Origin of the sequence: Actinokineospora guangxiensis, from assembly GCF_042657845.1 — a bacterium.
Classification (GTDB): Bacteria; Actinomycetota; Actinomycetes; order Mycobacteriales; family Pseudonocardiaceae; genus Actinokineospora; species Actinokineospora guangxiensis.
In genome coordinates this window covers 149,006-171,815 of record NZ_JBHSKF010000005.1, presented here as the reverse complement: position 1 = coordinate 171,815, position 22,810 = coordinate 149,006, and the positions used below count along the sequence as shown (strand labels likewise).

Below are 22,810 nucleotides of genomic sequence, written 5' to 3'. Positions count from 1 at the left end.
GCGCGCGGGATCGCGGCCCGATCGGTCAAATCGGGCGAGATCCCGTGATCGTGCCGGGACGCGTCGAACTTAACCCAGCGCGGCACGATTCCGAAACAGTCGAATGGGCCCGAACCGCCGCGGCGGTTCGGGCCCATTCGACGCGGTTACGGCAGCGGGCCGCCCGCCGCCATCGCGCAGAGCTTGGTGAACTCCTCGCCCTGCAGGCTGGCCCCGCCGACGAGCGCGCCGTCGACGTCGTTCTGGGCGACCAGGTCGCCGATGCTGCCGGACTTCACTGAGCCGCCGTAGAGCACGCGGACGGTGGCGGCCACGTCGTCGCCGAAGGCGGCGGCGAGCTGCTTGCGCAGCGCGGCGCACACCTCCTGGGCGTCGGCCGGGGTGGCGACCTTGCCGGTGCCGATGGCCCACACGGGCTCGTAGGCCACGACGACCTTGGCGACCGCGTCGGCCTTGAGGCCCTTGAGGCCCGCCACCAGCTGGTCGGTGCAGTGCTGGACGTGCGTGCCCGCCTCGCGGACCTCCAGCTGCTCGCCTAGGCACAGGATCGGCGTGATGCCGTGCTTGAGCGCCGCCTTGACCTTCTTGTTGACCTGCTCGTCGGTCTCGCCGTGGTACTCGCGGCGCTCGGAGTGCCCGACGGTGACGTAAGAGCAGCCGAGCTTGGCCAGCATCGGCCCCGACACGTCGCCGGTGTAGGCGCCGGAGTCGTGCGGGGAGATGTCCTGCGCGCCGTACTTGAGCAGCAGCTTGTCGCCGTCGACCAGGGTCTGGATGGACCTGATGTCGGTGAACGGCGGCAGCACGGCCACCTCCACCTTGGCGTAGTACTTCTCCGGCAGGCCGAAGGCGATCTTCTGCACGAGCGCGATGGCCTCAAGGTGGTTGAGGTTCATCTTCCAGTTGCCCGCGATGAGCGTCTGCCGCGCCATCAGCCCTCCAGCACCGCTACGCCGGGGAGGTCCTTGCCCTCCAGGAACTCCAGCGACGCGCCGCCGCCGGTGGAGATGTGCGAGAAGCCGTCCTCGGGCAGGCCGAGCAGGCGCACGGCCGCGGCCGAGTCGCCGCCGCCGACCACCGAGAAGGCGGCCGAGTCGACGATCGCCTGCGCCACGCCGCGGGTGCCCTCGGCGAACGGGGCCAGCTCGAACACGCCCATCGGGCCGTTCCAGAAGACCGTGCCCGCCGCGGTCAGCACCTCGCTGTAGCGCTCGACGGTGATCGGGCCGACGTCCAGGCCCTTCCACCCCGCGCTGATGTTCGCCGCCAGCACCGTCTGGGTGGTCGCCTCGGCCGAGAAGTCGTCGGCGATCACGATGTCGGCGGGCAGCAGGATCTTGCCGGGGTGCTCGGCGAGCAGCCGCTTGCAGGTGTCGATCATGTCGGCTTCCAGCAGCGAGTCGCCCACGCCCAGGCCCTCGGCGGCCAGGAACGTGAAGCACATCCCGCCGCCGACCAGCAGCGCGTCCACCTTGGGCAGCAGCGACTCGATGACGGCCAGCTTGTCCGACACCTTCGAGCCGCCCAGCAGCACGACGTAGGGCAGCTTCGGCTCGCCGGTCAGGGTGCGCAGCACCTCGACCTCGGCGAGCACCAGGCCGCCTGCGTACGCGGGCAGCTTGGCGGCCACGTCGTAGACCGAGGCCTGCTTGCGGTGCACGACGCCGAAGCCGTCGGAGACGAACACGTCGGCCAGCGCGGCGAACTCCTCGGCCAGGGCGGCGCGCTCGGCGGCGTCCTTCGAGGTCTCGCGCGCGTCGAAGCGCACGTTCTCCAGAAGCGCGACGGAGCCCTCGGCGAGGGAGGCCACCGTCTCCCGGGCCGAGGGCCCGGTGACGTCGTTGGCCAGCGCCACCGGCGCGCCCAGCAGCTCGCCCAGGCGCAGCGCGACCGGGGCGAGGGAGTACTTGGCGTCCGGGGTGCCCTTGGGGCGGCCGAGGTGCGCGGCCACGACCACCTTCGCTCCCGCCTCGGCGAGGCGGGAGATGGTCGGCAGCGACGCGCGGACGCGGCCGTCGTCGGTGATCGCCGTCCCGTCGATGGGGACGTTCAGGTCGGCGCGCACCAGCACGCGCCGACCGGCGACCCCCTCGGCGAGCAGGTCGTCGAGCGTCCGCATCAGAGCTTGGACGCCACGAGCGCGGTCAGGTCGACCAGGCGGTTGGAGTAGCCCCACTCGTTGTCGTACCAGCCGACGACCTTGACCTGGTTGCCGTTGACCTTGGTCAGCGGCGCGTCGTAGATGCAGGACGCCGGGTCGGTGACGATGTCGGAGGACACGATCGGCTCGTCGCTGTAGCGCAGGATGCCCGCCAGCGGGCCGTCGGAGGCGGCCTTGTAGGCGGCCTGGACCTCGTCCAGGGTGACGTCGCGGCCCAGGGTCACCGTCAGGTCGGTGGCCGAGCCGGTCGGCACCGGGACGCGCAGGGCGTAGCCGTCGAGCTTGCCGTTGAGCTCGGGCAGCACCAGGCCGATCGCCTTGGCGGCGCCGGTCGAGGTGGGCACGATGTTCAGCGCGGCGGCGCGGGCGCGGCGCAGGTCGCCGTGCGGGGCGTCCTGCAGGTTCTGGTCCTGGGTGTAGGCGTGGATCGTGGTCATCAGGCCGCGCTCGATGGTGAAGCTGTCGTGCAGGACCTTGGCCAGCGGCGCGAGGCAGTTGGTGGTGCAGGAGGCGTTGGAGATGACGGTCTGCGAGCCGTCGTACTTCTCCTCGTTGGCGCCGAGGACGATGGTCAGGTCCTCGCCCTTGGCGGGCGCGGAGATGATGACCTTCTTGGCGCCGCCCTCGTCGACGTGCTTGCGGGCGTCGGCGGCCTTGGTGAAGAAGCCGGTCGACTCGACCACGACGTCGACGCCGAGGTCCTTCCAGGGCAGCTTGCCCGGGTCGCGCTCGGCGAGGGCCTTGATGGTCTTGTCGCCGACCTTGATGCCGTCGGCGACCACCGACACGTCCTGCGGCAGGCGGCCGAGGATGCTGTCGTACTTGAGGAGGTGCGCCATCGTGGCCACGTCGCCGAGGTCGTTGAAGGCCACGATCTCGATGTCGTGGTCACCGGCCGCCACGGCCCGGAAGAAGTTGCGACCGATACGACCGAAACCGTTGACGCCTACTCGAACCGTCACCGTCTTGTCTCCTCAAAACTGGGGCTCTTTACCAACTCTGAACCCTAGCGGCCGCACGAGGGCGCCACAGGGTCCGGTCGGCAGTGTCTCTTTATCGAATCAGACTTGGGCGCTGATCGCCACACCCCCGCCCGAATCGTGGACACCGGGCCCGCTGTCACGATCGCGGCCCGCCGGGCGATGCGGGGCCGCTGGCCCCGACGCGGCGCCTGCCGACAACGGCGAGGCGTTCTGGGTGACGGGCGGGATGCTCGGCGTCGTGGCGCTCGACGGGATCGTCCTGAATGTCAGGGCCCGGCTCCCCGAGCCCGAGGCCTGGAAACGGGAACGAAGCGGAGTCCGCCTGCCCCCACGCCGGGCGGACTCCGCTTCGTTCATCCCCCCGCGGGTGCTCCTCCCCCAAGCAGCACCCGCGCTCCCGGCAGACAAGAGGACGGTCGACCGCCGGGAGATACCGACTGTAACCCAGATCACATCTCAGGTGATCGCCGGGAGGTCCAGACCAGCTCAGGCGTCCACTTCGAGCATCTCGGCGGTCACGACCGACTCGGTGTCGGGGATGCTCATGTCCTTGGCGCGCTTGTCGGCCATCGCCAGCAGCCGGCGGATGCGGCCCGCGACCGCGTCCTTGGTCATCGGCGGGTCGGCGAGCTGGCCCAGCTCCTCCAGGGACGCCTGCTTGTTCTTCAGCCGCAGCTCCCCCGCGGCGGCCAGGTGGTCGGGGGCGTCCGCGCCGAGGATCTCGATCGCCCGCTGCACGCGCGCGGCCGCGGCGACCGCGGCCCGCGCCGAGCGGCGGAGGTTGGCGTCGTCGAAGTTGGCCAGGCGGTTGGCCGTGGCGCGCACCTCGCGGCGCATCCGGCGCTCCTCCCAGGCCAGCACGCTGGAGTGCGCGCCGAGGCGGGTCAGCATCGCGCCGATGGCGTCGCCGTCGCGCACGACCACCCGGTCGGCGCCGCGCACCTCGCGGGACTTGGCCTGGATGCCCAGGCGCCGGGCCGCGCCGACGATGGCCAGCGCCGCCTCGGGGCCGGGGCAGGTGATCTCCAGCGACGAGGAGCGGCCGGGCTCGGTCAGCGAGCCGTGCGCCAGGAACGCCCCGCGCCACGCCGCCTCCGCGTCGCACATCCCGCCCGCGACCACCGGCGCGGGCAGCCCGCGCACCGGCCTGCCGCGCGGGTCGAGCAGCCCGGTCTGCCGGGCGAGGCCGTCGCCGTCCTTGACCACGCGCACCACGTACCTGGTGCCCTTGCGCAGACCGCCGGAGGTGATGACGTGGATGTCGGCCTGGTGGCCGTAGAGGTCGTGGATCTCCTTGCGCAGCCGCCTGGCCGCCGAGCCGGTGTCCAGCTCGGCCTCCACCACGACCCGGCCCGCGACGATGTGCAGCCCGCCCGCGAACCGCAGCAGCGCCGACACCTCGGCCCGCCTGCAACAGGTCTTCGACACCGCGAGCCTGCTCAGCTCGTCCTTCACGGCAGCGGTCATCGCCACGGCCGGTCTCCTTCCCACGCGCTCCCCGGCGTACATCCCACCACGGCGTGTCGGGCCCGGCGTGTCGGGTCCCGCTCAGCCGCCGCGGACCGCCGCGATCGCCCTGGCCAGCGTCGCACCGAGGGCGACCGGGTCGTGGCGCTCCGGCGCGGAGTCGGCGGTCACCGAGTCCAGCCAGGCCCGCGCGCCCATCGCCGCCGCGGAGCGCCGCAGCCGGTCGGGGGTGGTGACGGCGTCGGCGTCGGCGACCACCGCGTCCACGCGCAGCCCGGGGGCGTGCGCGCTGAGCACCTCCAAGTGCTGCTCCGGGGAGAAGCCCGCGGTCTCCCCCGCCTGGGGGACGAGGTTGAGCACGACGACCCGGGTGGCGCTGGTCCGCACGAGCGCGTCGTGCAGCTCGGGCACCAGCAGGTGCGGCAGGACGCTGGTGAACCACGAGCCGGGGCCCAGCAGCACCACGTCGGCGCCGAGAACGGCGGCGACCGCGTCCGGGCAGGCCGTCGGCGGCTCGCCGCGGCGGGTGGCGCTGCGCAGCCGGATGCGGTGCACCCGGCCCGGCGTGGTGGCGACGGCGACCTGGCCGCGGATGCGCCGCACCGTCGAGGGGTCCTCGTCCAGGCCGGTCACGTCGGCCTCGATGTCCAGCGGCTCGGTGGACATCGGCAGCACCCGGCCGGTGACGCCGAGCAGCCGCGCGGCCGCCGCGAGCGCCTCGACCGGGTCGCCGACGACCTCGATCAGCCCGGCGATCAGCAGGTTGCCGACGGCGTGCCCGGCGAGCGCGCCGGTGCCGCCGAAGCGGTGCTCGAACACCTCGCGCCACGCGTCGGGCCCGGCCAACGCGGTCAGCGCCTTGCGCAGGTCGCCCGGCGGGAGCAGGCCCAGCTCACGGCGCAGCCGCCCGGACGAGCCGCCGTCGTCGGCCACGGTGACGACGGCGGTCACGTCCTCGGTGATCGCGCGCAGGGCGCCGAGGGTGGCCTGCAGGCCGCGCCCGCCGCCCAGGGCGACCACCCGCAGAGCCGTCACTCGCGCCCCAGGTCCCGGTGGACCACCTTGACGGCCATGCCGTCCTCGTCGCTGAGCCTGCGCGCCAGCTCCTCGGAGATCGCGACGCTGCGGTGCTTGCCGCCGGTGCAGCCGACCGCCAGCGTCAGGTAGCGCTTGCCCTCGCGGCGGAAACCGGCGCCGATCAGGCGCAGCAGCTCGTGGTAGCGGTCGAGGAACTCCTCGGCGCCCTCCTGGCTGAGCACGTAGTTGCGGACGTCGCCGTCGCGGCCGGTCTGCTCCTTGAGCTCGGGAATCCAGAACGGGTTCGGCAGGAAGCGCACGTCCATCACCAGGTCGGCGTCCATCGGCAGGCCGTACTTGTAGCCGAAGCTGAGCACGGTGACCCGGGTGCCGACGTCGGAATCGGCGCCGAAGGCGTCCTCGATCTTGGCGCGCAGCTGGTGCACCGAGAGGGTGGAGGTGTCGAGGATGAGGTCGGCGTCGGTGCGCAGCGGCATCAGCACCTCGCGCTCGGCGGCGATGCCGTCGATCAGCCTGCCCTCGCCCTGCATCGGGTGGCCGCGGCGCACCTGCTCGAAGCGGCGCACCAGCACGTCGTCGGTGGCCTCCAGGAACAGCACCCGGGGCTTGTAGCCGCGGGCGTCGAGGTCCTTGATGATGGCGTCGAGGTCGTGGGTGAAGGCGCGGCTGCGCACGTCCATCACCACGGCGATGCGGGTGATGGCCCCGCGCGCCTGCGAGCCCAGCTCGACCATCGTGGAGATCAGCTCGGGCGGCAGGTTGTCCACCACGAACCAGCCGAGGTCCTCCAGGCACTTGGCCGCGGTGCTGCGGCCCGCGCCGGAGAGCCCGGTCACGACGGCGACGGCCATGCCCGCCCCACCGGGGTTGCCGCCGCCAGAAGTCGGGTCGCTCATGTCTACCCCTCGTCCACTGTGGTCTCAGCCGGTTCGACCGCCCGCTGCGTCGAGGGCGCACCGCGATTGTGCGCCAACGCCGCACGCACCGCTTCGGCGGTGGTCTTGCCGATGCCGGGCACGCCGCTGATCTCCTCGACGCTGGCCTCGCGCAGGCGCTTCACCGAGCCGAAGTGCTTGATGAGGACCTTGCGCCGGTGCTGGCCGAGGCCCGGGATGTCGTCCAGTGCGGACACCGTCATCCGCTTGGCGCGCTTCTGCCGGTGGTAGGCGACGGCGAAGCGGTGGGCCTCGTCGCGCACGCGCTGCAGCAGGTACAGCGCCTCGCTGGTGCGCGGCAGGATCGCCGGGTCGGGGTCGGCGGGCAGCCACACCTCTTCCAGGCGCTTGGCCAGGCCGATCACCGCGACGTCGGTGACGCCGAGGTCGGCGAGCACGTCGGCGGCGGCGTTGGCCTGCGGGCCCGCGCCGTCGACCACGAGCAGGTTGGGCGGGTAGGCGAAGCGGCGCGGGCGGCCGGTCTCCGGATCGATGCCCGGCGTCGAGTCCGGCCCGCCGCTGTCCCCCGCGTACTTGGCGAAGCGGCGGCGCACCACCTCGGCGATGGCGGCGACGTCGCCCTCGGTGGCGGCCTCGCGCAGCGCGAAGCGGCGGTACTCGGACTTGCGCGCCAGGCCGTCCTCGAAGACCACGAGCGAGGCGACGACGTCGCTGCCCTGGATGTGGCTGATGTCGACGCACTCGATGCGCAGCGGCGCGGTGTCCAGGCCGAGGTTGTCCTGCAGTTCCTGCAGAGCGGCCGAGCGCGCGGTGAGGTCGCCGGCGCGGCGCAGCTTGTGCTGGGTGAACGCCTCCTTGGCGTTGCGCTCCACGGTCTCCATCAGGGCCCGCTTGTCGCCGCGCTGGGGGACGCGCAGGCCGACCCTCGCGCCGCGCAGCCCGCTGAGCCACTCGGCGAGCGCGTCGGCGTCGGCGGGCAGCTCGGGGACCAGCACCTCGCGCGGCACGGGGCTGTCGACCTTCTCGCCCTCGGTGATGTCGTTCTGCTCGCCGTAGAAGCCGACGATGAACTGCTCGACCAGGTCGGCGACGGGCCGGTCGGTGTCCTCCACCCGGTCGACCACCCAGCCGCGCTGGCCGCGCACCCGGCCGCCGCGCACGTGGAAGACCTGCACGGAGGCTTCCAGCTCGTCGTGGGCGAAGGCGACGACGTCGGCGTCGGTGCCGTCGCCGAGCACCACGGCCTGCTTCTCCATGGCCCGCTTGAGCGCGCCGATGTCGTCGCGCAGCCGGGCGGCCCGCTCGAACTCCAGCTCGGCGGAGGCCGCGCCCATGTCGCGCTCCATGCGGCGGATCATCGAGTCGGTCTTGCCGGAGAGGAAGTCGCCGAAGTCCTGCACGATCGCCCGGTGCTGCTCGGCGTCGACCTTGCCGACGCACGGCGCCGAGCACTTGTCGATGTAGCCGAGCAGGCAGGGGCGGCCGATCTGCCCGTGCCGCTTGAACACCCCGGCCGAGCAGGTGCGCGCGGGGAAGACCCGCAGCAGCAGGTCCAGCGTCTCGCGGATGGCCCAGGCGTGGGCGTAGGGGCCGAAGTAGCGCACGCCCTTGCGCCGCGCGCCGCGGTAGACGTGCAGGCGCGGATACTCCTCGTTGAGGGTGACGGCGAGGACGGGATAGGACTTGTCGTCGCGGTAGCGGACGTTGAACCGCGGGTCGAACTCCTTGATCCAGTTGTACTCCAGCTGCAGCGCCTCGACCTCGGTCGCCACGACGGTCCACTCGACCGCGCCCGCCGTCGTCACCATCTGCCGCGTCCTGGGGTGCAGCGAGGCCACGTCGGCGAAGTAGGAGTTGAGCCGCGAGCGCAGGCTCTTGGCCTTCCCGACGTAGATCACCCGGGCGGTGGGATCGCGGAACTTGTACACACCGGGGGCGTCCGGGATGGACCCGGCTGACGGCCGGTAGGTGGACGGGTCGGGCACCGCTCAACCCTACGACTCACGACCGACAGCGCCACGACCGGTGGCCGGGCCCGGCGGCGCCGCCGGGCCCGCGCCGGGTCACGCGAGGGTGACGTTGCCGCCCTCGACCTTCACCGGGATCTCCTGCAGCCCGGCGGTGGCCGGGCCGCGGGTCACCGCGCCGGAGGCCGGGTCGAAGGTGCTGCCGTGGTTGGGGCAGAGGATCGCGCCGTCGGCGGGCGGGTTGACGATCGTGCCCTGGTGCGGGCAGGCCGGGTTGAACGCCTTGACCTCCTCACCCGTCCTGACCAGCAGGATCTGGGTGTCCGGGCCCTCGACGAGCACACCGCCGCCGTCGGGGATGTCGGCGACGGCGGCCAGCGCGCCGCCGGGCGCCGGGGTCGCGCCGCCGCCACCGCCGCCGGTGGTCGTCGGCGTGCCGCCGGGCGCGGGGGTCTCCGTCGAGCACGCGGCGAGCGCGCCCGGGGCGATCAGGGCGACCATCAGGCCGCACAGGACCTGCCTGCGGGAACGGGTGGTGGTGTCGGCAGTCGTGGTGGGATCTGCGGTCACGCGGGAGCCTCCTGGGAACCTGGTGTCAGCACTAGGGCTTACACTCACCCGTACGCGACCGCGCGCCGGGCTGTTCAGAACCTCAGGAACTTCTCAGCTCGCGCTCTGCGCCGCCCTGTGGAGTTTCCGCAGCTCACGGATGGCGGCGACGGCCCGGTCGCCGTCGATGGACTGGACCGCCATGAGCACCAGGTACTCGTCGTCGGGCAGTTCCAGGCGCGCGTAGGACGCGCCGTCGGGGAAGGTGATCGCGACGACGTCCGACCAGGGCACGAACTTGGCCGCGAGCATGTTGCGCACCAGCACGCCGGAGGCGTCCGCGCTGACCATCGGCCAGGTGAACCACAGCGCGCCGACGGCGAGCAGCACCCCGATCCCGATCATCGCGATCTGGTCGGAGGTCTGGAAGAACACCCCGGTCGGCGTGTTCTTCAGCAGCACGGCGACCAGTGTGAACACCCCGACGAACACCACCGCGAACCCCGCGGAGACGAACCGGACCTTGCGGGGCCGGGCGATCACCGGAAGCCCTGCTCCGTCCACGGCTGCCGAAGACCCCTCAGCACCAGCGCGGATTCCAACGCCGCCAGACACGCCTCGTACCCCTTGTCCTCCGCTGCCCCTGGCAGCCCGGCCCGGTCGAGGGCCTGCTTCTCGTCGTTCACCGTCAGCACGCCGTTGCCCACCGGCGTCGACTCGTCCAGCGACACCCTGGTCAGCCCGGCCGTCACCGCGTCGCACACGTACTCGAAGTGCGGAGTGCCGCCGCGGATGACCACGCCGAGCGCGACCACCGCGTCGTGGTGGCGGGCCAGCTCCTGGCAGATCAACGGCAGCTCGATCGCGCCCGGCACCCGCACCACCGTCGGCTCGACGATACCCGCGGCCCCGGCGGCCTCCAGCGCGCGGGCCAGCAGGGTGTCGGTGATCGTGGCGTGCCAGCGGGTGGCCGCGATGGCCAGCTGGATGCCCTCGCAGTTGGGGACGACCGCGGCCGGCCTGCCTTCGCCGCTCACGGGGTGCTCTCCGGGGTGGTGTCGAAGTGTTCGAGGTTGGCCAGGTCGTGGCCCATGCGGTCGCGCTTGGTGCGCAGGTAGTGCAGGTTCTCCGGGTTGGGCCACACCGAGAGCGGGACGCGGTCGACCACGGTGAGCCCGTAGCCGTCCAGGCCGACGCGCTTGGCCGGGTTGTTGGTCAGCAGGCGCATCGTCTTGACGCCGAGGTCGACCAGGATCTGCGCGCCGGTGCCGTAGTCGCGGGCGTCGGCGGGCACGCCGAGGGCGAGGTTCGCGTCGACGGTGTCGGCGCCGTTGTCCTGGAGCTGGTAGGCCTGCAGCTTGTGCATGAGGCCGATGCCGCGGCCCTCGTGGCCGCGCATGTAGAGCACGATGCCGCGGCCCTCGGTGGCCACCGCCTCCAGCGCCGCGTCCAGCTGCGGGCCGCAGTCGCAGCGCAGCGAGCCGAACACGTCGCCGGTCAGGCACTCCGAGTGCACCCGGACCAGCAGGTCGGTGCCGTCGCCGATCTCGCCGTAGACGAGGGCGACGTGCTCGATGCCGTCGAGCAGGCTGTCGTAGCCGACCGCGCGGAAGGTGCCGTGCGTGGTCGGGATGCGCGCCTCGGCGACCCTGGCGACCTGCTTCTCCGTGCGCCTGCGGTAGGCGATCAGGTCGGCGATGGTGATGATCTCCAGCTCGTGCTCGGCGGCGAAGACCTCCAGCTCGTCGCGCCGGGCCATGTCGCCGGTGTCCTTCTGCGACACGATCTCGCAGAGCACGCCCGCGGGCCGCAGCCCGGCCATGCGGGCCAGGTCGACCGAGGCCTCGGTGTGCCCGGGGCGGCGCAGCACGCCGCCCTCCTTGGCGCGCAGCGGCACCACGTGCCCGGGCCGGGTGAAGTCCTCGGCGGTGGACTTGTCGTCGGCGAGCAGGCGGATCGTGTGGGCGCGGTCGGAGGCGGAGATGCCCGTCGACACGCCCTCCTTGGCGTCCACGGTGACGGTGTAGGCGGTGCCGCGGCCGTCCTGGTTGGTGTGGAACATCGGCGGCAGGTTGAGCCGGTCGCAGTCGGACTCGGTCAGCGCGACGCAGACGTAGCCGGAGGTGTAGCGGACCATGAAGGCCAGCATCTCCGGCGTCGTCTTCTCGGCGGCGAAGATCAGGTCGCCCTCGTTCTCGCGGTCCTCGTCGTCGACGACGATGACGGCCTTGCCGTCGGCGACGGCGGCGACGGCGCGCTCGATGGCATCGAAGTCACTCACCGGCGACCTCCTTCGCTGCGGCGTGCAGATGCGGTGCCGCCAGTTTCTCCACGTACTTGGCGATGACGTCCACTTCCAGGTTGACCTTGTCGCCGACACCGCGCGTGCCGAGGGTCGTCGCCCGCAGCGTCTCGGGGATCAGGCTGACGGTGAACCAGTCGGGCCCGACCTCCACGACGGTCAGCGAGACCCCGTCGACGGTGATCGATCCCTTCTCCACGACATAACGCCCGAGCCGTTGCGGCATTCCGACCCGGACCAGTTCCCAGTGCTCGGAGGGCTCGCGCGCGGCGATCTCACCGGTGCCGTCGACGTGGCCCTGCACGATGTGCCCGCCGAAGCGCTCGCCCACCGCGGCGGCACGCTCCAGGTTGACCGCGTCGCCCGCGGCCACCTTGTCGAGGCTGCTGCGGGTCAGCGTCTCGCGCATGACGTCGGCGGTGAACGTGCCCTCTTCGACGGTGACGACGGTGAGGCAGACCCCGTTGACCGCGATCGAGTCCCCGATCCGCGCGTCGGAGGTGGCCAGCGGCCCCCGGATGGTCAGCCGCGCCGCGTCGGCGAGGTCGACCACCGCGACCACCTCGCCGCGCTCCTCCACGATCCCGGTGAACACCGGTGCCCTCCTTCAGTCCCGGACCGCAACGGCGCTGACGCGCACGTCCGGCCCACTCATGGTGACCTGTTCGACCACCATCCGGTGCGCCCCGGTGATGGTCGACACGCCGGATGCGCCCAACGCCACAGCCCCCTCGCCCAACAGCGAGGGCGCGATGTAGGCCAACACCCGGTCGATGAGCCCAGCGCAGGCGAACGCGCCCGCCAGCGTGGGACCGCCTTCCAGCAGCACGTCCACCACGCCGCGGCCCGCGAGGTCGGCGAGGACCGCACGCGGGTCGCGGGTGCGCAGGTGCGCGGTGGGCGCGCTGCCGTCGAGGACCTTGGCCCCGCTGGGCAACTCCCCCGTGCCGACGACGACGCGCAGCGGCTGCCTGCGGAGCGGGCGCCCTTCCGCGTCCCGGGCGGTGAGCGCCGGGTCGTCGGCCAGGACGGTGCCCCGCCCGACCACGATCGCGTCGATCCGCGTGCGCAGGCGGTGCACCTCAGCCCGCGACTCGGGCGAACTGATCCACCGACTGGTCCCATCGGCCGCCGCGACCCTGCCGTCGAGGGTGGCGGCGTACTTCCAGGTCACATGCGGCCTACCGGTCCGCTGCCAGTGCAGCCACGCCCGCAGCGCGCCCCGCTCGGCCTCCTCGGCGAGCAGCCCGCCGCGGACCTCCACCCCAGCCCCGGCGAGTCTGGACGCACCCCCGGCGGCCTGCGGATTCGGATCCGCGACCGCGTAGACGACCCGCGCCACCCCAGCGGCCACCAGCGCCTCGGTGCACGGCGGCGTGCGCCCGTGGTGCGAACACGGCTCCAGAGTCACCACCGCGGTTCCGCCCCGGGCCTTCTCCCCCGCGGCCGCCAACGCCACGACCTCCGCGTGCGGCCCCCCGGCCACCTGCGTTCCCCCCAGGCCCACCAGCTGCCCATCCGCGTCCAAGACGGCACACCCCACTGGCGGGTTGGGGCTGGTGGCCCCATGCACGCCATCCCCCTGCGCCAAAGCCGCCCGCATAGCGACGACCAGCAAGTCCTCCACCAACCCAGTCTTCCAGGTCCACCTGACGCCCCGCACCCGCCCACCTGCGCACCTGCCCGGACTTCCGCCACCCCGATCCCCGGCCTTCACCGACCCCACTTCCGGCAGCACCCCGCACCCCACCTGCCGCTCACACCAGCGGAAACACCTATCCGGGCCCGCCGCAGCCTTCGCCAGAGCGACCTCCTGCCCCCACCCACCGCGCTCCCAACTCGCCCCGGTCCACCGGTCTCTTACGCGAATAGGTGAGCAGACAGGCGAGATCTGGCTAGGGGGCGACGTCTCCGAGACCGGCAGCCCTGCTCAACGTTCGCCGGGCTGACCAGGGCCCGAACCCCTGAACCGAGCCGGCCAAGCCCAAGGAGGGAAGGCTGGCCGAACCGAGCGGCGAGAGAGCGGACGGACGAGCGAGCTGGACCGGGCCGAACCAGATCGGACCACGCCGGACCGGACCGGACAAGCCGAGCCTGAGCAGGCCGGGCCGGGCAGCACAGGGGCGAGCGAGCCCGGTGGGTAGGGAGTCGGGTGGGGTAGGGAGGCGGGCTAGTGGGGTTGGTGTTCGGTGGCGGTGGCGCGGAGGGCGGCTATGGCCTGGGCCGGGTCCTCGGTGTCGTAGACGGCCGAGCCTGCGACGAAGCAGTGGACTCCGGCTTCGGCGGCCTGGTGGATCGTCTCGTCGTTGATGCCGCCGTCGATCTCGATGACGACCTTCAGGTGTCCGGTGTCGACCAGGCGTCGGGCGGTGCGCACCTTGTCGAGGACCTCGGGCATGAACTTCTGGCCGCCGAAGCCCGGTTCCACCGACATGATCAGCAGCGTGTCGTAGTCCCGCAGGACCTCCAGCCACGGGTCCAGCGCGGTCCCCGGCTTCAGCGACAGGCCCGCCTTCGCCCCCGCCGCGCGCAGGTCCCTGGCCACCGCGCGCGGGTCCTTCACCGCCTCCGCGTGCACCGTCACGTTGTAGGCCCCCGCCTCGGCGTAGCCGACCGCCCACCGGTCCGGGTTCTCGATCATCAGGTGGCAGTCCAGCGGGATGTCGGTCGCTGCGAGCAGGGACTTCACGACCGGCAGGCCGAGGGTCAGGTTGGGCACGAAGTGGGCGTCCATGACGTCCACGTGCACCCAGTCCGCGCCGCGGATGGCGGCTACCTCGTCGGCGAGACGGGCGAAGTCGGCGGAGAGGATGCTGGGGGCGATCAGCGGTGCGGTCGACACGGTGCCGCAGCATAGGCAGGGTGGGCGGGGCGCGCGTGGTCGCGGGGCCGCGTGGGTGAGCCAGGTCTCGGAAAGCATTGGCGGGGACCACTAGGTTTACGGGTGTGGACAACGCTCGCGTGCTTTCTGTCAACGTCGCCGCCGTGCGTCCCATCGACGCCAAGGACGGTCGGACCGGTATCGACAAGCGGCCGGTCGACGGGCCGGTCGAGGTTCTCGCGCCCGGGGTCGGCGGGTCCGGGGTCGGGGGCGACACCATCTGTGACACCGCCAACCATGGCGGTCCCGACCAGGCCGTCTACGCCTATGCCAGGGAGGACCTGGACCGGTGGGCGACCGAGCTGGGCCGTGAGCTGCCCGGCGGGGTCTTCGGCGAGAACCTGACCACCGTGGGCCTCGACGTCAACGGCGCGGTCATCGGCGAGCGGTGGCGGGTGGGGTCGGCGGTGCTGGAGGTGTCGTGCCCGCGCATCCCATGCCGCACGTTCGCGGTGTGGCTGGAGCGCGACAGGTGGCAGCGCACCTTCACCGAGCGCGCGCTCCCCGGCGCGTACCTGCGGGTGATCACCCCCGGCCACATCGCCGCGGGCGACGGCGTGCTCGTGGAGCACCGGCCCGGGCACGGGGTGACCATCGCCGAGGTCTTCCGCGCGGTCACCCTGGAGCCGGAGCTGCTGCCCCGCCTGGTCGACGTCGCGGAGCTGCCCGATGACATCCGCGCCTCGGCGCGCAAGCGGGTGGGCGCGCGGTGAAGCTGACCGGGCCCAGGGTCGGCGCGTACGTGGTGTGCAGGCGCGGCGACGAGGTCCTGCTGAGCCGGATGGTGTTCGGCAGCCGCGGCTGGATGCTGCCCGGCGGCGGAATCGAGCACGGCGAGGACCCGGTCGACGCCGCGGTGCGGGAGGTGTTCGAGGAAACCGGCTACACCGTCGAGGTCGATCGGCTGCTCGGTGTGGACAGCTTCGTCAAGGAGGAGAAGCGGGTGCGCCACCACGCCGTCCGCATCATCTACTCAGGACTCATCACCGGCGGCACCCTGACCAGCGAGATCGGCGGCAGCTCCGACCTCGCCGCCTGGTTCTCCCCCGCCGAGGTCGCGGCCCTGCCGAGGGCGACCCTGGTCGACATCGCGCTGGCCATGGCCGAGGCCCCGCCACGCACCGGGCGCATCGCGTGAGCGAGCTGGTCGCCGCCGTCCGCGCGGGGCTGGCCGCGGCGGCCGACCCGGTGCGCGCCGAGGAGATGCGCCGCTACATGAAGTCGGAGATGCCGATGCTCGGCGTCCCGAAGCCCCAGCGCGCCGTCCTGGCCAAAGCCCTGTTCAAGGCGCACGTCTTCACCGAGCGCGACCCGTGGGTCGCCACCGCCGCCGAGCTGTGGCGGGACGCGACCCACCGCGAGGAGCGCTACCTCGCCCTCGACCTCATCGGCGAGCGCCGCTACGCCCGCTGGCAGGCCCCGGACCTGCTGCCGCTGTACGAGGAGTTCATCGTCACCGGCGCCTGGTGGGACTTCGTCGACGAGATCGCCACCCGCCGCGTCAACGACCTCATGGTCGACCACCGCGCCGAGCTGACCCCGACCATGCGCGCCTGGGCGGCCGACCCCGACCGCTGGAAGCGCAGGACCTCGGTGCTCTGCCAGCTGCACCACAAGTCCGACACCGACCTGGACCTGCTCACCCACGCCATCGACACCAACGCCGCCGACCCGGACTTCTTCCTGCGCAAGGCGATCGGCTGGGCCCTGCGCCAGCACGCCCGCGTCGACCCGGACTGGGTCCGCGCGTTCGTCGCCGCCCGCGAGCTGTCCCCGCTGTCGCGCCGGGAAGCGCTCAAGCACCTGTAGGCCGGACGGCCCTGCCCGCCAGGACCCCGGTGGCCACCAGCCCCAGGACCGGACCGGCCGCCACCACGCCGAGCCCCGTCGGACACTCGACGCCGAAGCGGATCAGGCCGAGCAGAGCAGGCACGAACACCACGGCCGCCCACCACCGCGACGCGAGGGCGTAGCGGCTCGCGGCCCCGAAGGCGGAGAACGCCACCAACAGGGCCGCCGCCTGCCAGTCGGGGACGCAATCGAACAGCGGCGCACCGCTCTGCCACACCGAGGGCACGACAGCGCCGACACCGATGCCCGCGCTGAGGGCGAGCACCTCACGAGGACCAGACCGCGCGTGCCGGGTCGCCACGTGGAGTCCCAGTGCGACAGCCGCCGCGGCCGCGACGGCGACGAACGGATTCGAGATCGGGAGAATGTACTCCTGCTCGGTGAATTCGCTGAAGGCGGACAGGCTGTCGGTGACCACATAGCCGCCGGTCAGACCGTCGATCGCCGCGTCGGATCCCGGGTGCGGCGGCATGAGCAGAGTCATCAGCACGACCGCCCACACAATGACCGCGACCGTGCCCGCAAGCCTGGCCAACCTCATCGGACCCCCATCCGACAGCCGGACGAGGGCCCCAGGAGGGCCCTCGTCCGGGTGTTCCGACTATCCCCGCAGTACCGCGCCGAAGCGCTCGGTGGCGACCGCGACCGCGGTGTCGCGGGCGGCGGTGGCCTCCTCGACGGTCAGCGTGCGGTCCTCGGCGCGGAAGCGCAAGGCGTAGGCCAGGGAGCGCTTGCCCTCGCCGACCTGCTCGCCGGAGTACACGTCGAACAGCGAGACGTCCTCCAGCAGCTCGCCGCCGCCGGCGCGCAGCGCACCGGCGACCTCGGCGGCCGGGACGTCCGCGCCGACCACCAGTGCCACGTCCAGCAGCACCGGCGGGTACGGCGACACGCGGGGAACCGGCCGACGCTCCACCAGCGGCAGCGCGTCCAGGTCCAGCTCCATCGCGCAGGTCCGCGCGGGCAGCCCCAGCGCCTCGACCACCTTCGGGTGAAGCTCGCCCGCGTGCCCGACCGGGAACCCGCCGACGCGCAGCTCCGCGCAGCGGCCGGGGTGCCAGGGCAGCAGGTCGGAGGCGTGGACGGTCAGCTCGACGCCCGCCGCCTCGGCCACCGTGCGCGCGGCCTGGACCGCGTCGGCCCAGCCTGCCGCTTCGCCCGCGCCCCACCAGCCCGGCCGGGTGCGGTTGCCCGCGAGGACGGCGGCGACGTGGACCGGCTGGTTCGGCAGAGCCGAGCCCAGGCTGATCAGTTCCTCCTCCGACGGCCGCCCCGCGACCCCCACCTCGGGCATCGGGGCCGACGCGTGCCGGGGCAGGACGACCTGTCCGATGTGGAACAGCGAGAGGTCGCGCGCGCCTCGGGAGACGTTGCGGACGACCGCGTCCAGCAGCCCCGGCAGCAGGGTCGTCGCCAGGGCGTGGCGGTCGGCCTCCAGCGGGTTCATGACCGACAGCGTCCGCCTGCGGGAGTCATCGGCGGGCAGGCCGAAGGCGTCGAACACCGACGGGTCGACGAACGGGAAGGGCAGGACCTCGACGTAGCCGTGCTCGGCCAGGGCGCGGCCGACGGCGCGCTTGCGGCGCTGGGACGCGGTCAGGCCGCGGCCGGGCGGGGCGCTGGGCAGCTCGGTCGGGATGGTGTCGTAGCCCTGCAGGCGCAGGACCTCCTCCACCAGGTCGGCGGGCTGCTGCAGGTCCGCGCGCCAGGACGGCGGGTGGGCCGTCACGATCGGGGTGCCGTCGGCGTCCGTGCCGACCTCGACGGTGCAGCCGACCTGCTGGAGCCTGGCCACCGTGACGCCGCGCGCGTAGCGGATGCCCGCCACGCGGTCGGGCAGGTCCATGGCCATGACGACCGGCGCGGGCATCGCGGGCGCGCCCTCGTCCGTGCGGCCGGGCAGGACGCGGCCCTCGCCGTTCTGGCGCAGCAGCCGCGCCGCGCGCTCCAGCGCCGACGGCGGCAGCGCCGGGTCCACGACCCGCTCGAAGCGCTTGGACGCCTCGCTGGGCAGCTTGTGCCTGCGGACCGCGCGCGCGATCGACGCCGGGTCCCAGACCGCGGCCTCCAGCAGGATGTCGGTGCTCTCCGGGGTGATCTCCGTCGAGGCGCCGCCCATCACCCCCGCCAGGGAGATCGGGCCGGACTCGTCGCACACGACGATGTCGTCGGGGTCGAGCGTGCGGGTCACGTCGTCCAGGGTGACCAGCTTCTCCCCCGCCGCCGCGCGCCGGATGGTGAAGCCGCCGCTGACCTTCGCGGTGTCGAAGGCGTGCATCGGCTGGCCGGTCTCCAGCATGACGTAGTTCGTCACGTCGACGGCCAGCGAGATCGACCGGATGCCCGCCAGCGCGAGCCTGCCGCGGATGAACCACGGCGTCGGCGCGGTCGGGTCGATGCCGGTGACGCGGCGCAGCACGAAGCGCGAGCAGCCGTCCGGGTCCTCGATCGACACCGGCACCACGTCGCCCTCGGCCACCGGCACCTCGACGGCGGCCGGGTCGATGACGCGCAGGTCCAGCGCGCACGCCAGCTCGCGGGCCAGGCCGCGCACCGAGAAGCAGTGCCCCATGTCCGGGGTCGGCGCCAGCTCGATGACGGTGTCGGTGAGCCCGAGCAGCTCCACGGCGTCGTCGCCGGGGTCGGCCTCGCCGCTGGGCAGCACGAGGATGCCGCTGTGGTCGTCGCCGATGCCCAGCTCCGACAGCGAGCAGATCATGCCCTTGGAGACGCGCCCGTAGGTCTTGCGCTGGCCGATGGCGAACCCGCCGGGCAGCACCGCGCCGGGCAGCGCCACCACGACCAGGTCGCCCTCGGCGAAGTTCCGCGCGCCGCAGATGACCTGCGTGGTCGCGGGCGCGTGCGGGTCGACCGGGTCGGGGTCGTCGTCCAGCGGGTCGGTGATCAGCGGGTCGCCGATCTCGACGGTGCAGAAGCGGATGGGCTTCTTGAACTCCGTCAGCTCCTCGATCTCGGCCACGCGGCCGACCACGAGCGGCCCGGTCACCGGACCGAGCGGGCGCAGTTCCTCGACCTCGATGCCGATGCGGGTGAACGCCTCGGCGACCTGCTCGGGGCTGAGGTCCTTGGTGTCATCGTCGAGTTCGAGCTGCTGGGTCAGCCAGCTCACCGGGAGCCTCAACTACGCCTCCACGCCGAAGGGAAGGGTGAACCGGACGTCGCCCTCGACCATGTCGCGCATGTCCGGGATGCCGTTGCGGAACTGCAGAGTCCGCTCGATGCCCATGCCGAAGGCGAAGCCGGAGTAGACGTCCGGGTCGACGCCGCAGGCGCGCAGGACGTTGGGGTGGACCATGCCGCAGCCGCCCCACTCGACCCAGCCCGCGCCGCCCTTCTTCTCCGGGAACCACACGTCCAGCTCGGCCGACGGCTCGGTGAAGGGGAAGAACGACGGGCGCAGCCGCACCCGCGACTCCTCGCCGAACATGGCCTTGGCGAAGGCGTCGAGCGTGCCCTTGAGGTGGGCCATCGTCAGGCCCTTGTCGACAGCGAGGCCCTCGACCTGGGCGAACACCGGGGTGTGGGTGGCGTCGAGTTCGTCGGTGCGGTACGTCCGCCCCGGGCACACGACGTAGACGGGCAGCTCGCGGTCGAGCAGCGAGCGGATCTGCACCGGCGAGGTGTGGGTGCGCAGGACCAGGCCGCTGCCCTCGGGCGCGACGTAGAAGGTGTCCTGCATGGACCGCGCCGGGTGGTCCTTCTTGAAGTTGAGGGCGTCGAAGTTGAACCACTCCCCCTCCAGCTCCGGGCCCTCGGCGACCTCGTAGCCCATGCCCACGAACACGTCCGCGATGCGCTCGGAGACAGTGGTGATCGGGTGCCGGGCGCCGCGCGGGACGCGGTCCCACGGGAGGGTGACGTCGACGCCCTCGTCGCGCAGGACGCGCTCGTCGCGCTCGGCGGCCAGGACCGCGCGGCGCTCGTCGAAGGCGGCCTTGATGGCGCTCTGCGCCTCGTTGACCCGCTTGCCCGCCTCCGAGCGCGCCTTCGGCGGCAGCGCGCCGATCTCGCGGCGGGCCAGCAGCAGCGGCGACCGGTCGCCGAGGTGGGCGGGCTTGACCGAGGCCAGCGCGTCGAGGTCGGCGGCGGCGGCGAATTCCGCGCGCGCCTTCTCGACGGCGGACTGGAGGGTCTCCGGCGCGAGCGCCGCGACCTCCTTCGGGTCGTACGGGTCGTTGGCTCCGGACATGGTTTGCAGACAGCTCCCGGTAGTCCACTTGGTGGCCGTGCGACACCCGAGCGCCGGGTGAGCAGCCCGATCCTAGGTGATCGGGCCCGCGCGGCCGCAGCGAGTTACTCCATGGCGCGGGCGCGCGCGGATTCGTACAGGCACAGCGCGGCGGCGGTGCCGAGGTTGAGGCTCTCCGCCGCGCCGTAGATCGGGATGCGCAGCGCGGTGTCGCACGCGGCGATGGTGGCCTCGTCCAGGCCGTGGGCCTCGTTGCCGAACACCCAGGCGGTGGGTCGGCGCAGGTCGCCCCCGTGTCGGGCGGAGCTGTGGATGTCGGCGTCGGCGTAGCCGTGCGCGGCCACCGGGGAGAGCCCGGCGGCGCGGCAGGCGGCGAGCGCGGCGGCGACGTCGCGGGTGCGCGCGACGGGCAGGTGGAAGACGCTCCCGGTGGAGGCGCGCACGCACTTGCCGTTGTGCGGGTCGACGGTGTCGCCCGCGAACACGACCGCGTCGGCCCCGGCCGCGTCGGCGACCCGGGTGACGGTGCCCGCGTTGCCGGGGTCGGCGATGCCGACGAGCACCGCGACCAGCGCGGGGCTGCCCGCGAGCGCGGTCTCCAGCGGCACGTCGAGCAGGTCGCACACGGCGACCAGGCCTTGCGGCGACACCGTCTCGGAGAGGCCGTCGGCGGCTTTGTCGGTGACTTCCGACACCCGCACCCCGGCCGCCGAGGCGGTGGCGAGCAGGTCGGGGTGGCGCTCGGCGGCCGCCGCGGTGGCGAACACGTCGTGCACGCGTCCGTGGGCCAGCGCCTCGCGGACGGCCTGGGCTCCCTCGGCGAGGAAGCGCCCGGCCTTCTCCCGGCCCGCCCTGCGCGTCAGCGCCCGAGCGGCGGCGACCCGGGGCGTGCGCTCTGTGCACACCCCGGGTCGCTGCGCTGTGCTGCTCAGGAAGCGGCCTTGCCCTGCGCGTCGGCGTTGGCCTTCGCGATCTCGGCGAGCGCGGTGAACGCGGCCGGGTCGCTGACGGCGAGCTCGGCGAGGATCTTGCGGTCCACCTCGACACCGGCGACGTTCAGGCCCTGGATGAACCGGTTGTAGGTGATGCCGTTGAGGCGGGCGGCGGCGTTGATCCGCTGGATCCACAGCTTCCGGAAGTCACCCTTGCGCGCGCGGCGGTCGCGGTAGGCGTAGTTGAGCGAGTGGAGCACCTGCTCCTTGGCCTTGCGGTACAGCCGGGAGCGCTGGCCGCGGTAGCCGCTGGCCAGCTCCAGGGTGGTGCGGCGCTTCTTCTGGGCGTTGACCGCCCGCTTCACGCGTGCCACGGTGGTTGTCCTGTCGATCTAGTGGGCGGGGATGTCCGCCCGGTGGGCATGTGCGAGTGGGGGGATCAGCGACCGAGCAGGCGCTTGACGCGGGAGACGTCGTTCTTGGCGATCTCCTCGGTGCCCGCGAGACGGCGGGTGAGCTTGCTCGACTTCTTCTCCAGCAGGTGGCGGGTGCCCGCCTTCTGCCTGCGCAGCTTGCCGCTGCCGGTGACCCGAACCCGCTTGCTGGTGCCGGAGTGCGTCTTCATCTTGGGCATGTTCGATCCTCGGTTCTCGCCGCCCGCGCCCCGGGTGGGGTGCGGGCGGCCATCGGGGTGGGTCCCGCCGGGAGTGTTCCCGGCGTCACTCCGCCGTGGTGCTGTTGGCCACCGGGGTGTCCTCGGCGACCGGGCCGGTCTCCGCGGTCTGCGCGTCGTCGACGTCGGAGTCGCTGTCGCGCTTGCCCGCCGGGCCCTTGGGCTTGGGCTTGATGTTCTTGTGCGGGGCCAGCACCATGATCATGTTGCGGCCGTCCTGCTTGGCCGACGACTCCACGAAGCCGAGCTCGCGCACGTCCTCGGCGAGGCGCTGGAGCAGTCGGAAGCCCAACTCGGGGCGGGACTGCTCGCGACCGCGGAACATGATGGTCACCTTGACCTTGTTCCCGCCTTCGAGGAAGCGAACGACGTTGCGCTTCTTGGTCTCGTAGTCGTGGGAATCGATCTTCGGCCGGAGCTTCTGCTCCTTGATGACCGTGAGCACCTGGTTCCTGCGGGACTCGCGGGCCTTCTGCGCGCTCTCGTACTTGAACTTCCCGAAGTCCATGAGCTTGCAGACCGGCGGGCGAGCCTGGGGCGCGACCTCGACGAGATCAAGGTCCGCTTCCTGCGCCAGGCGGAGCGCGTCTTCGATGCGCACGATCCCGACCTGTTCGCCGTTGGGTCCGACCAGTCGGACCTCCGGCACGCGGATGCGGTCGTTGATGCGTGTCTCCGTGCTGATGGGGCCTCCTCCGTACGGCTGCTGTGCGCGACCGCACCGAGGACCCCAACAGATCGAGCCCCGTCGCCGTGATGGCGCGGGGCCCGCTTCCGACCGAATGCAGCCCTCGCCGAGGAGAGCTGATGCGGAGACCCGGACACCAGGGGTGACGCGGGTGGGAGCGGGGGCTCCACTTTGCCGCCCCCGCAGGAGCGGGAGCTGGTCGCACGTGGAAT

The 22,810-nt window shown here is 72.7% G+C and carries 24 protein-coding genes; 3 read left to right on the top strand and 21 right to left on the bottom strand.

Annotation, left to right across the window (positions count from 1 at the left end):
* Window positions 1-146: 146 nt before the first annotated feature.
* The 14 genes from tpiA to rpe all read right to left on the bottom strand — a co-directional run bounded on the left by tpiA (window position 147) and on the right by rpe (window position 14,205).
* On the bottom strand, window positions 147-932 hold the full coding sequence (gene tpiA, locus ACFPM7_RS13215) for a triose-phosphate isomerase (RefSeq protein ID WP_378247545.1): 786 nt from the start codon (window positions 930-932) through the stop codon (window positions 147-149).
* Complete coding sequence (locus tag ACFPM7_RS13210) at window positions 932-2,119, bottom strand: phosphoglycerate kinase (RefSeq protein WP_378247543.1); 1,188 nt, start codon at window positions 2,117-2,119, stop codon at window positions 932-934. The genes tpiA and ACFPM7_RS13210 overlap by 1 nt, the downstream gene beginning before the upstream one ends.
* Window positions 2,119-3,123: a type I glyceraldehyde-3-phosphate dehydrogenase gene (gap, locus tag ACFPM7_RS13205; protein ID WP_378247541.1), complete on the bottom strand. Its 1,005-nt coding sequence runs from the start codon at window positions 3,121-3,123 to the stop codon at window positions 2,119-2,121. Before gap ends, ACFPM7_RS13210 begins: the two co-directional genes overlap by 1 nt.
* Before the next feature lie 507 nt (window positions 3,124-3,630).
* Window positions 3,631-4,617: a DNA-binding protein WhiA gene (gene whiA, locus ACFPM7_RS13200; protein WP_378247539.1), complete on the bottom strand. Its 987-nt coding sequence runs from the start codon at window positions 4,615-4,617 to the stop codon at window positions 3,631-3,633.
* 75 nt (window positions 4,618-4,692) lie between these two features.
* Window positions 4,693-5,637 (bottom strand): gluconeogenesis factor YvcK family protein, encoded by a 945-nt coding sequence (locus tag ACFPM7_RS13195; RefSeq protein ID WP_378247996.1) that lies wholly within the window; start codon window positions 5,635-5,637, stop codon window positions 4,693-4,695.
* A gap of 5 nt (window positions 5,638-5,642) precedes the next feature.
* Window positions 5,643-6,545, bottom strand: coding sequence for an RNase adapter RapZ (rapZ, locus tag ACFPM7_RS13190; RefSeq protein WP_378247537.1), 903 nt, complete (start codon window positions 6,543-6,545; stop codon window positions 5,643-5,645).
* A gap of 2 nt (window positions 6,546-6,547) precedes the next feature.
* On the bottom strand, window positions 6,548-8,530 hold the full coding sequence (uvrC, locus tag ACFPM7_RS13185; RefSeq protein ID WP_378247535.1) for an excinuclease ABC subunit UvrC: 1,983 nt from the start codon (window positions 8,528-8,530) through the stop codon (window positions 6,548-6,550).
* Between the two features lie 78 nt (window positions 8,531-8,608).
* Window positions 8,609-9,082, bottom strand: a complete 474-nt coding sequence (locus ACFPM7_RS13180; protein WP_378247533.1) for a Rieske (2Fe-2S) protein — start codon at window positions 9,080-9,082, stop codon at window positions 8,609-8,611.
* A gap of 93 nt (window positions 9,083-9,175) precedes the next feature.
* Window positions 9,176-9,604: a PH domain-containing protein gene (locus ACFPM7_RS13175; protein ID WP_378247531.1), complete on the bottom strand. Its 429-nt coding sequence runs from the start codon at window positions 9,602-9,604 to the stop codon at window positions 9,176-9,178.
* Window positions 9,601-10,098, bottom strand: coding sequence for a 6,7-dimethyl-8-ribityllumazine synthase (ribH, locus tag ACFPM7_RS13170; RefSeq protein WP_378247529.1), 498 nt, complete (start codon window positions 10,096-10,098; stop codon window positions 9,601-9,603). Before ribH ends, ACFPM7_RS13175 begins: the two co-directional genes overlap by 4 nt.
* Window positions 10,095-11,342 (bottom strand): bifunctional 3,4-dihydroxy-2-butanone-4-phosphate synthase/GTP cyclohydrolase II, encoded by a 1,248-nt coding sequence (locus tag ACFPM7_RS13165; protein ID WP_378247527.1) that lies wholly within the window; start codon window positions 11,340-11,342, stop codon window positions 10,095-10,097. The genes ribH and ACFPM7_RS13165 overlap by 4 nt, the downstream gene beginning before the upstream one ends.
* Entirely contained in the window at window positions 11,335-11,958 is a 624-nt protein-coding gene (locus tag ACFPM7_RS13160) for a riboflavin synthase (protein ID WP_378247525.1), read from the bottom strand. The genes ACFPM7_RS13165 and ACFPM7_RS13160 overlap by 8 nt, the downstream gene beginning before the upstream one ends.
* Before the next feature lie 12 nt (window positions 11,959-11,970).
* The gene (ribD, locus tag ACFPM7_RS13155) at window positions 11,971-12,966 is read right to left on the bottom strand and encodes a bifunctional diaminohydroxyphosphoribosylaminopyrimidine deaminase/5-amino-6-(5-phosphoribosylamino)uracil reductase RibD (RefSeq protein WP_378247994.1); all 996 of its coding nucleotides are present in this window, start codon (window positions 12,964-12,966) and stop codon (window positions 11,971-11,973) included.
* Window positions 12,967-13,533: 567 nt separating this feature from the next.
* The gene (gene rpe, locus ACFPM7_RS13150) at window positions 13,534-14,205 is read right to left on the bottom strand and encodes a ribulose-phosphate 3-epimerase (RefSeq protein WP_378247523.1); all 672 of its coding nucleotides are present in this window, start codon (window positions 14,203-14,205) and stop codon (window positions 13,534-13,536) included.
* Window positions 14,206-14,309: 104 nt separating this feature from the next.
* On the opposite strand from rpe, the gene ACFPM7_RS13145 reads away from it, so the two are divergent.
* The 3 genes from ACFPM7_RS13145 to ACFPM7_RS13135 are packed head-to-tail and all read left to right on the top strand — an operon-like array spanning window position 14,310 to window position 16,053.
* Window positions 14,310-14,957 carry an MOSC domain-containing protein gene (locus ACFPM7_RS13145; RefSeq protein ID WP_378247521.1) on the top strand — a complete coding sequence of 216 codons (648 nt, stop codon included), beginning with the start codon at window positions 14,310-14,312 and terminating at the stop codon, window positions 14,955-14,957.
* Window positions 14,954-15,382: an NUDIX hydrolase gene (locus tag ACFPM7_RS13140; protein ID WP_378247519.1), complete on the top strand. Its 429-nt coding sequence runs from the start codon at window positions 14,954-14,956 to the stop codon at window positions 15,380-15,382. Before ACFPM7_RS13145 ends, ACFPM7_RS13140 begins: the two co-directional genes overlap by 4 nt.
* Complete coding sequence (locus ACFPM7_RS13135) at window positions 15,379-16,053, top strand: DNA alkylation repair protein (protein ID WP_378247517.1); 675 nt, start codon at window positions 15,379-15,381, stop codon at window positions 16,051-16,053. The genes ACFPM7_RS13140 and ACFPM7_RS13135 overlap by 4 nt, the downstream gene beginning before the upstream one ends.
* Here ACFPM7_RS13135 and ACFPM7_RS13130 read toward each other — a convergent pair.
* The 7 genes from ACFPM7_RS13130 to infC all read right to left on the bottom strand — a co-directional run bounded on the left by ACFPM7_RS13130 (window position 16,040) and on the right by infC (window position 22,649).
* On the bottom strand, window positions 16,040-16,579 hold the full coding sequence (locus tag ACFPM7_RS13130) for a hypothetical protein (RefSeq protein ID WP_378247515.1): 540 nt from the start codon (window positions 16,577-16,579) through the stop codon (window positions 16,040-16,042). The genes ACFPM7_RS13135 and ACFPM7_RS13130 overlap by 14 nt on opposite strands.
* Window positions 16,580-16,696: 117 nt before the next feature.
* Window positions 16,697-19,237, bottom strand: coding sequence for a phenylalanine--tRNA ligase subunit beta (gene pheT / locus ACFPM7_RS13125; RefSeq protein WP_378247513.1), 2,541 nt, complete (start codon window positions 19,235-19,237; stop codon window positions 16,697-16,699).
* The gene (pheS, locus tag ACFPM7_RS13120; protein WP_378247511.1) at window positions 19,238-20,305 is read right to left on the bottom strand and encodes a phenylalanine--tRNA ligase subunit alpha; all 1,068 of its coding nucleotides are present in this window, start codon (window positions 20,303-20,305) and stop codon (window positions 19,238-19,240) included.
* Window positions 20,306-20,409: 104 nt separating this feature from the next.
* A complete protein-coding gene (locus tag ACFPM7_RS13115) occupies window positions 20,410-21,210 on the bottom strand; it encodes a TrmH family RNA methyltransferase (protein WP_378247509.1) in 801 nt (266 codons plus the stop codon).
* A 23-nt stretch (window positions 21,211-21,233) separates the two neighbouring features.
* Window positions 21,234-21,611: a 50S ribosomal protein L20 gene (gene rplT, locus ACFPM7_RS13110; protein WP_378247507.1), complete on the bottom strand. Its 378-nt coding sequence runs from the start codon at window positions 21,609-21,611 to the stop codon at window positions 21,234-21,236.
* 65 nt (window positions 21,612-21,676) lie between these two features.
* Window positions 21,677-21,871, bottom strand: a complete 195-nt coding sequence (rpmI, locus tag ACFPM7_RS13105; RefSeq protein ID WP_378247505.1) for a 50S ribosomal protein L35 — start codon at window positions 21,869-21,871, stop codon at window positions 21,677-21,679.
* 85 nt (window positions 21,872-21,956) lie between these two features.
* Window positions 21,957-22,649, bottom strand: a complete 693-nt coding sequence (gene infC / locus ACFPM7_RS13100) for a translation initiation factor IF-3 (protein ID WP_378247992.1) — start codon at window positions 22,647-22,649, stop codon at window positions 21,957-21,959.
* Window positions 22,650-22,810 lie beyond the last annotated feature (161 nt).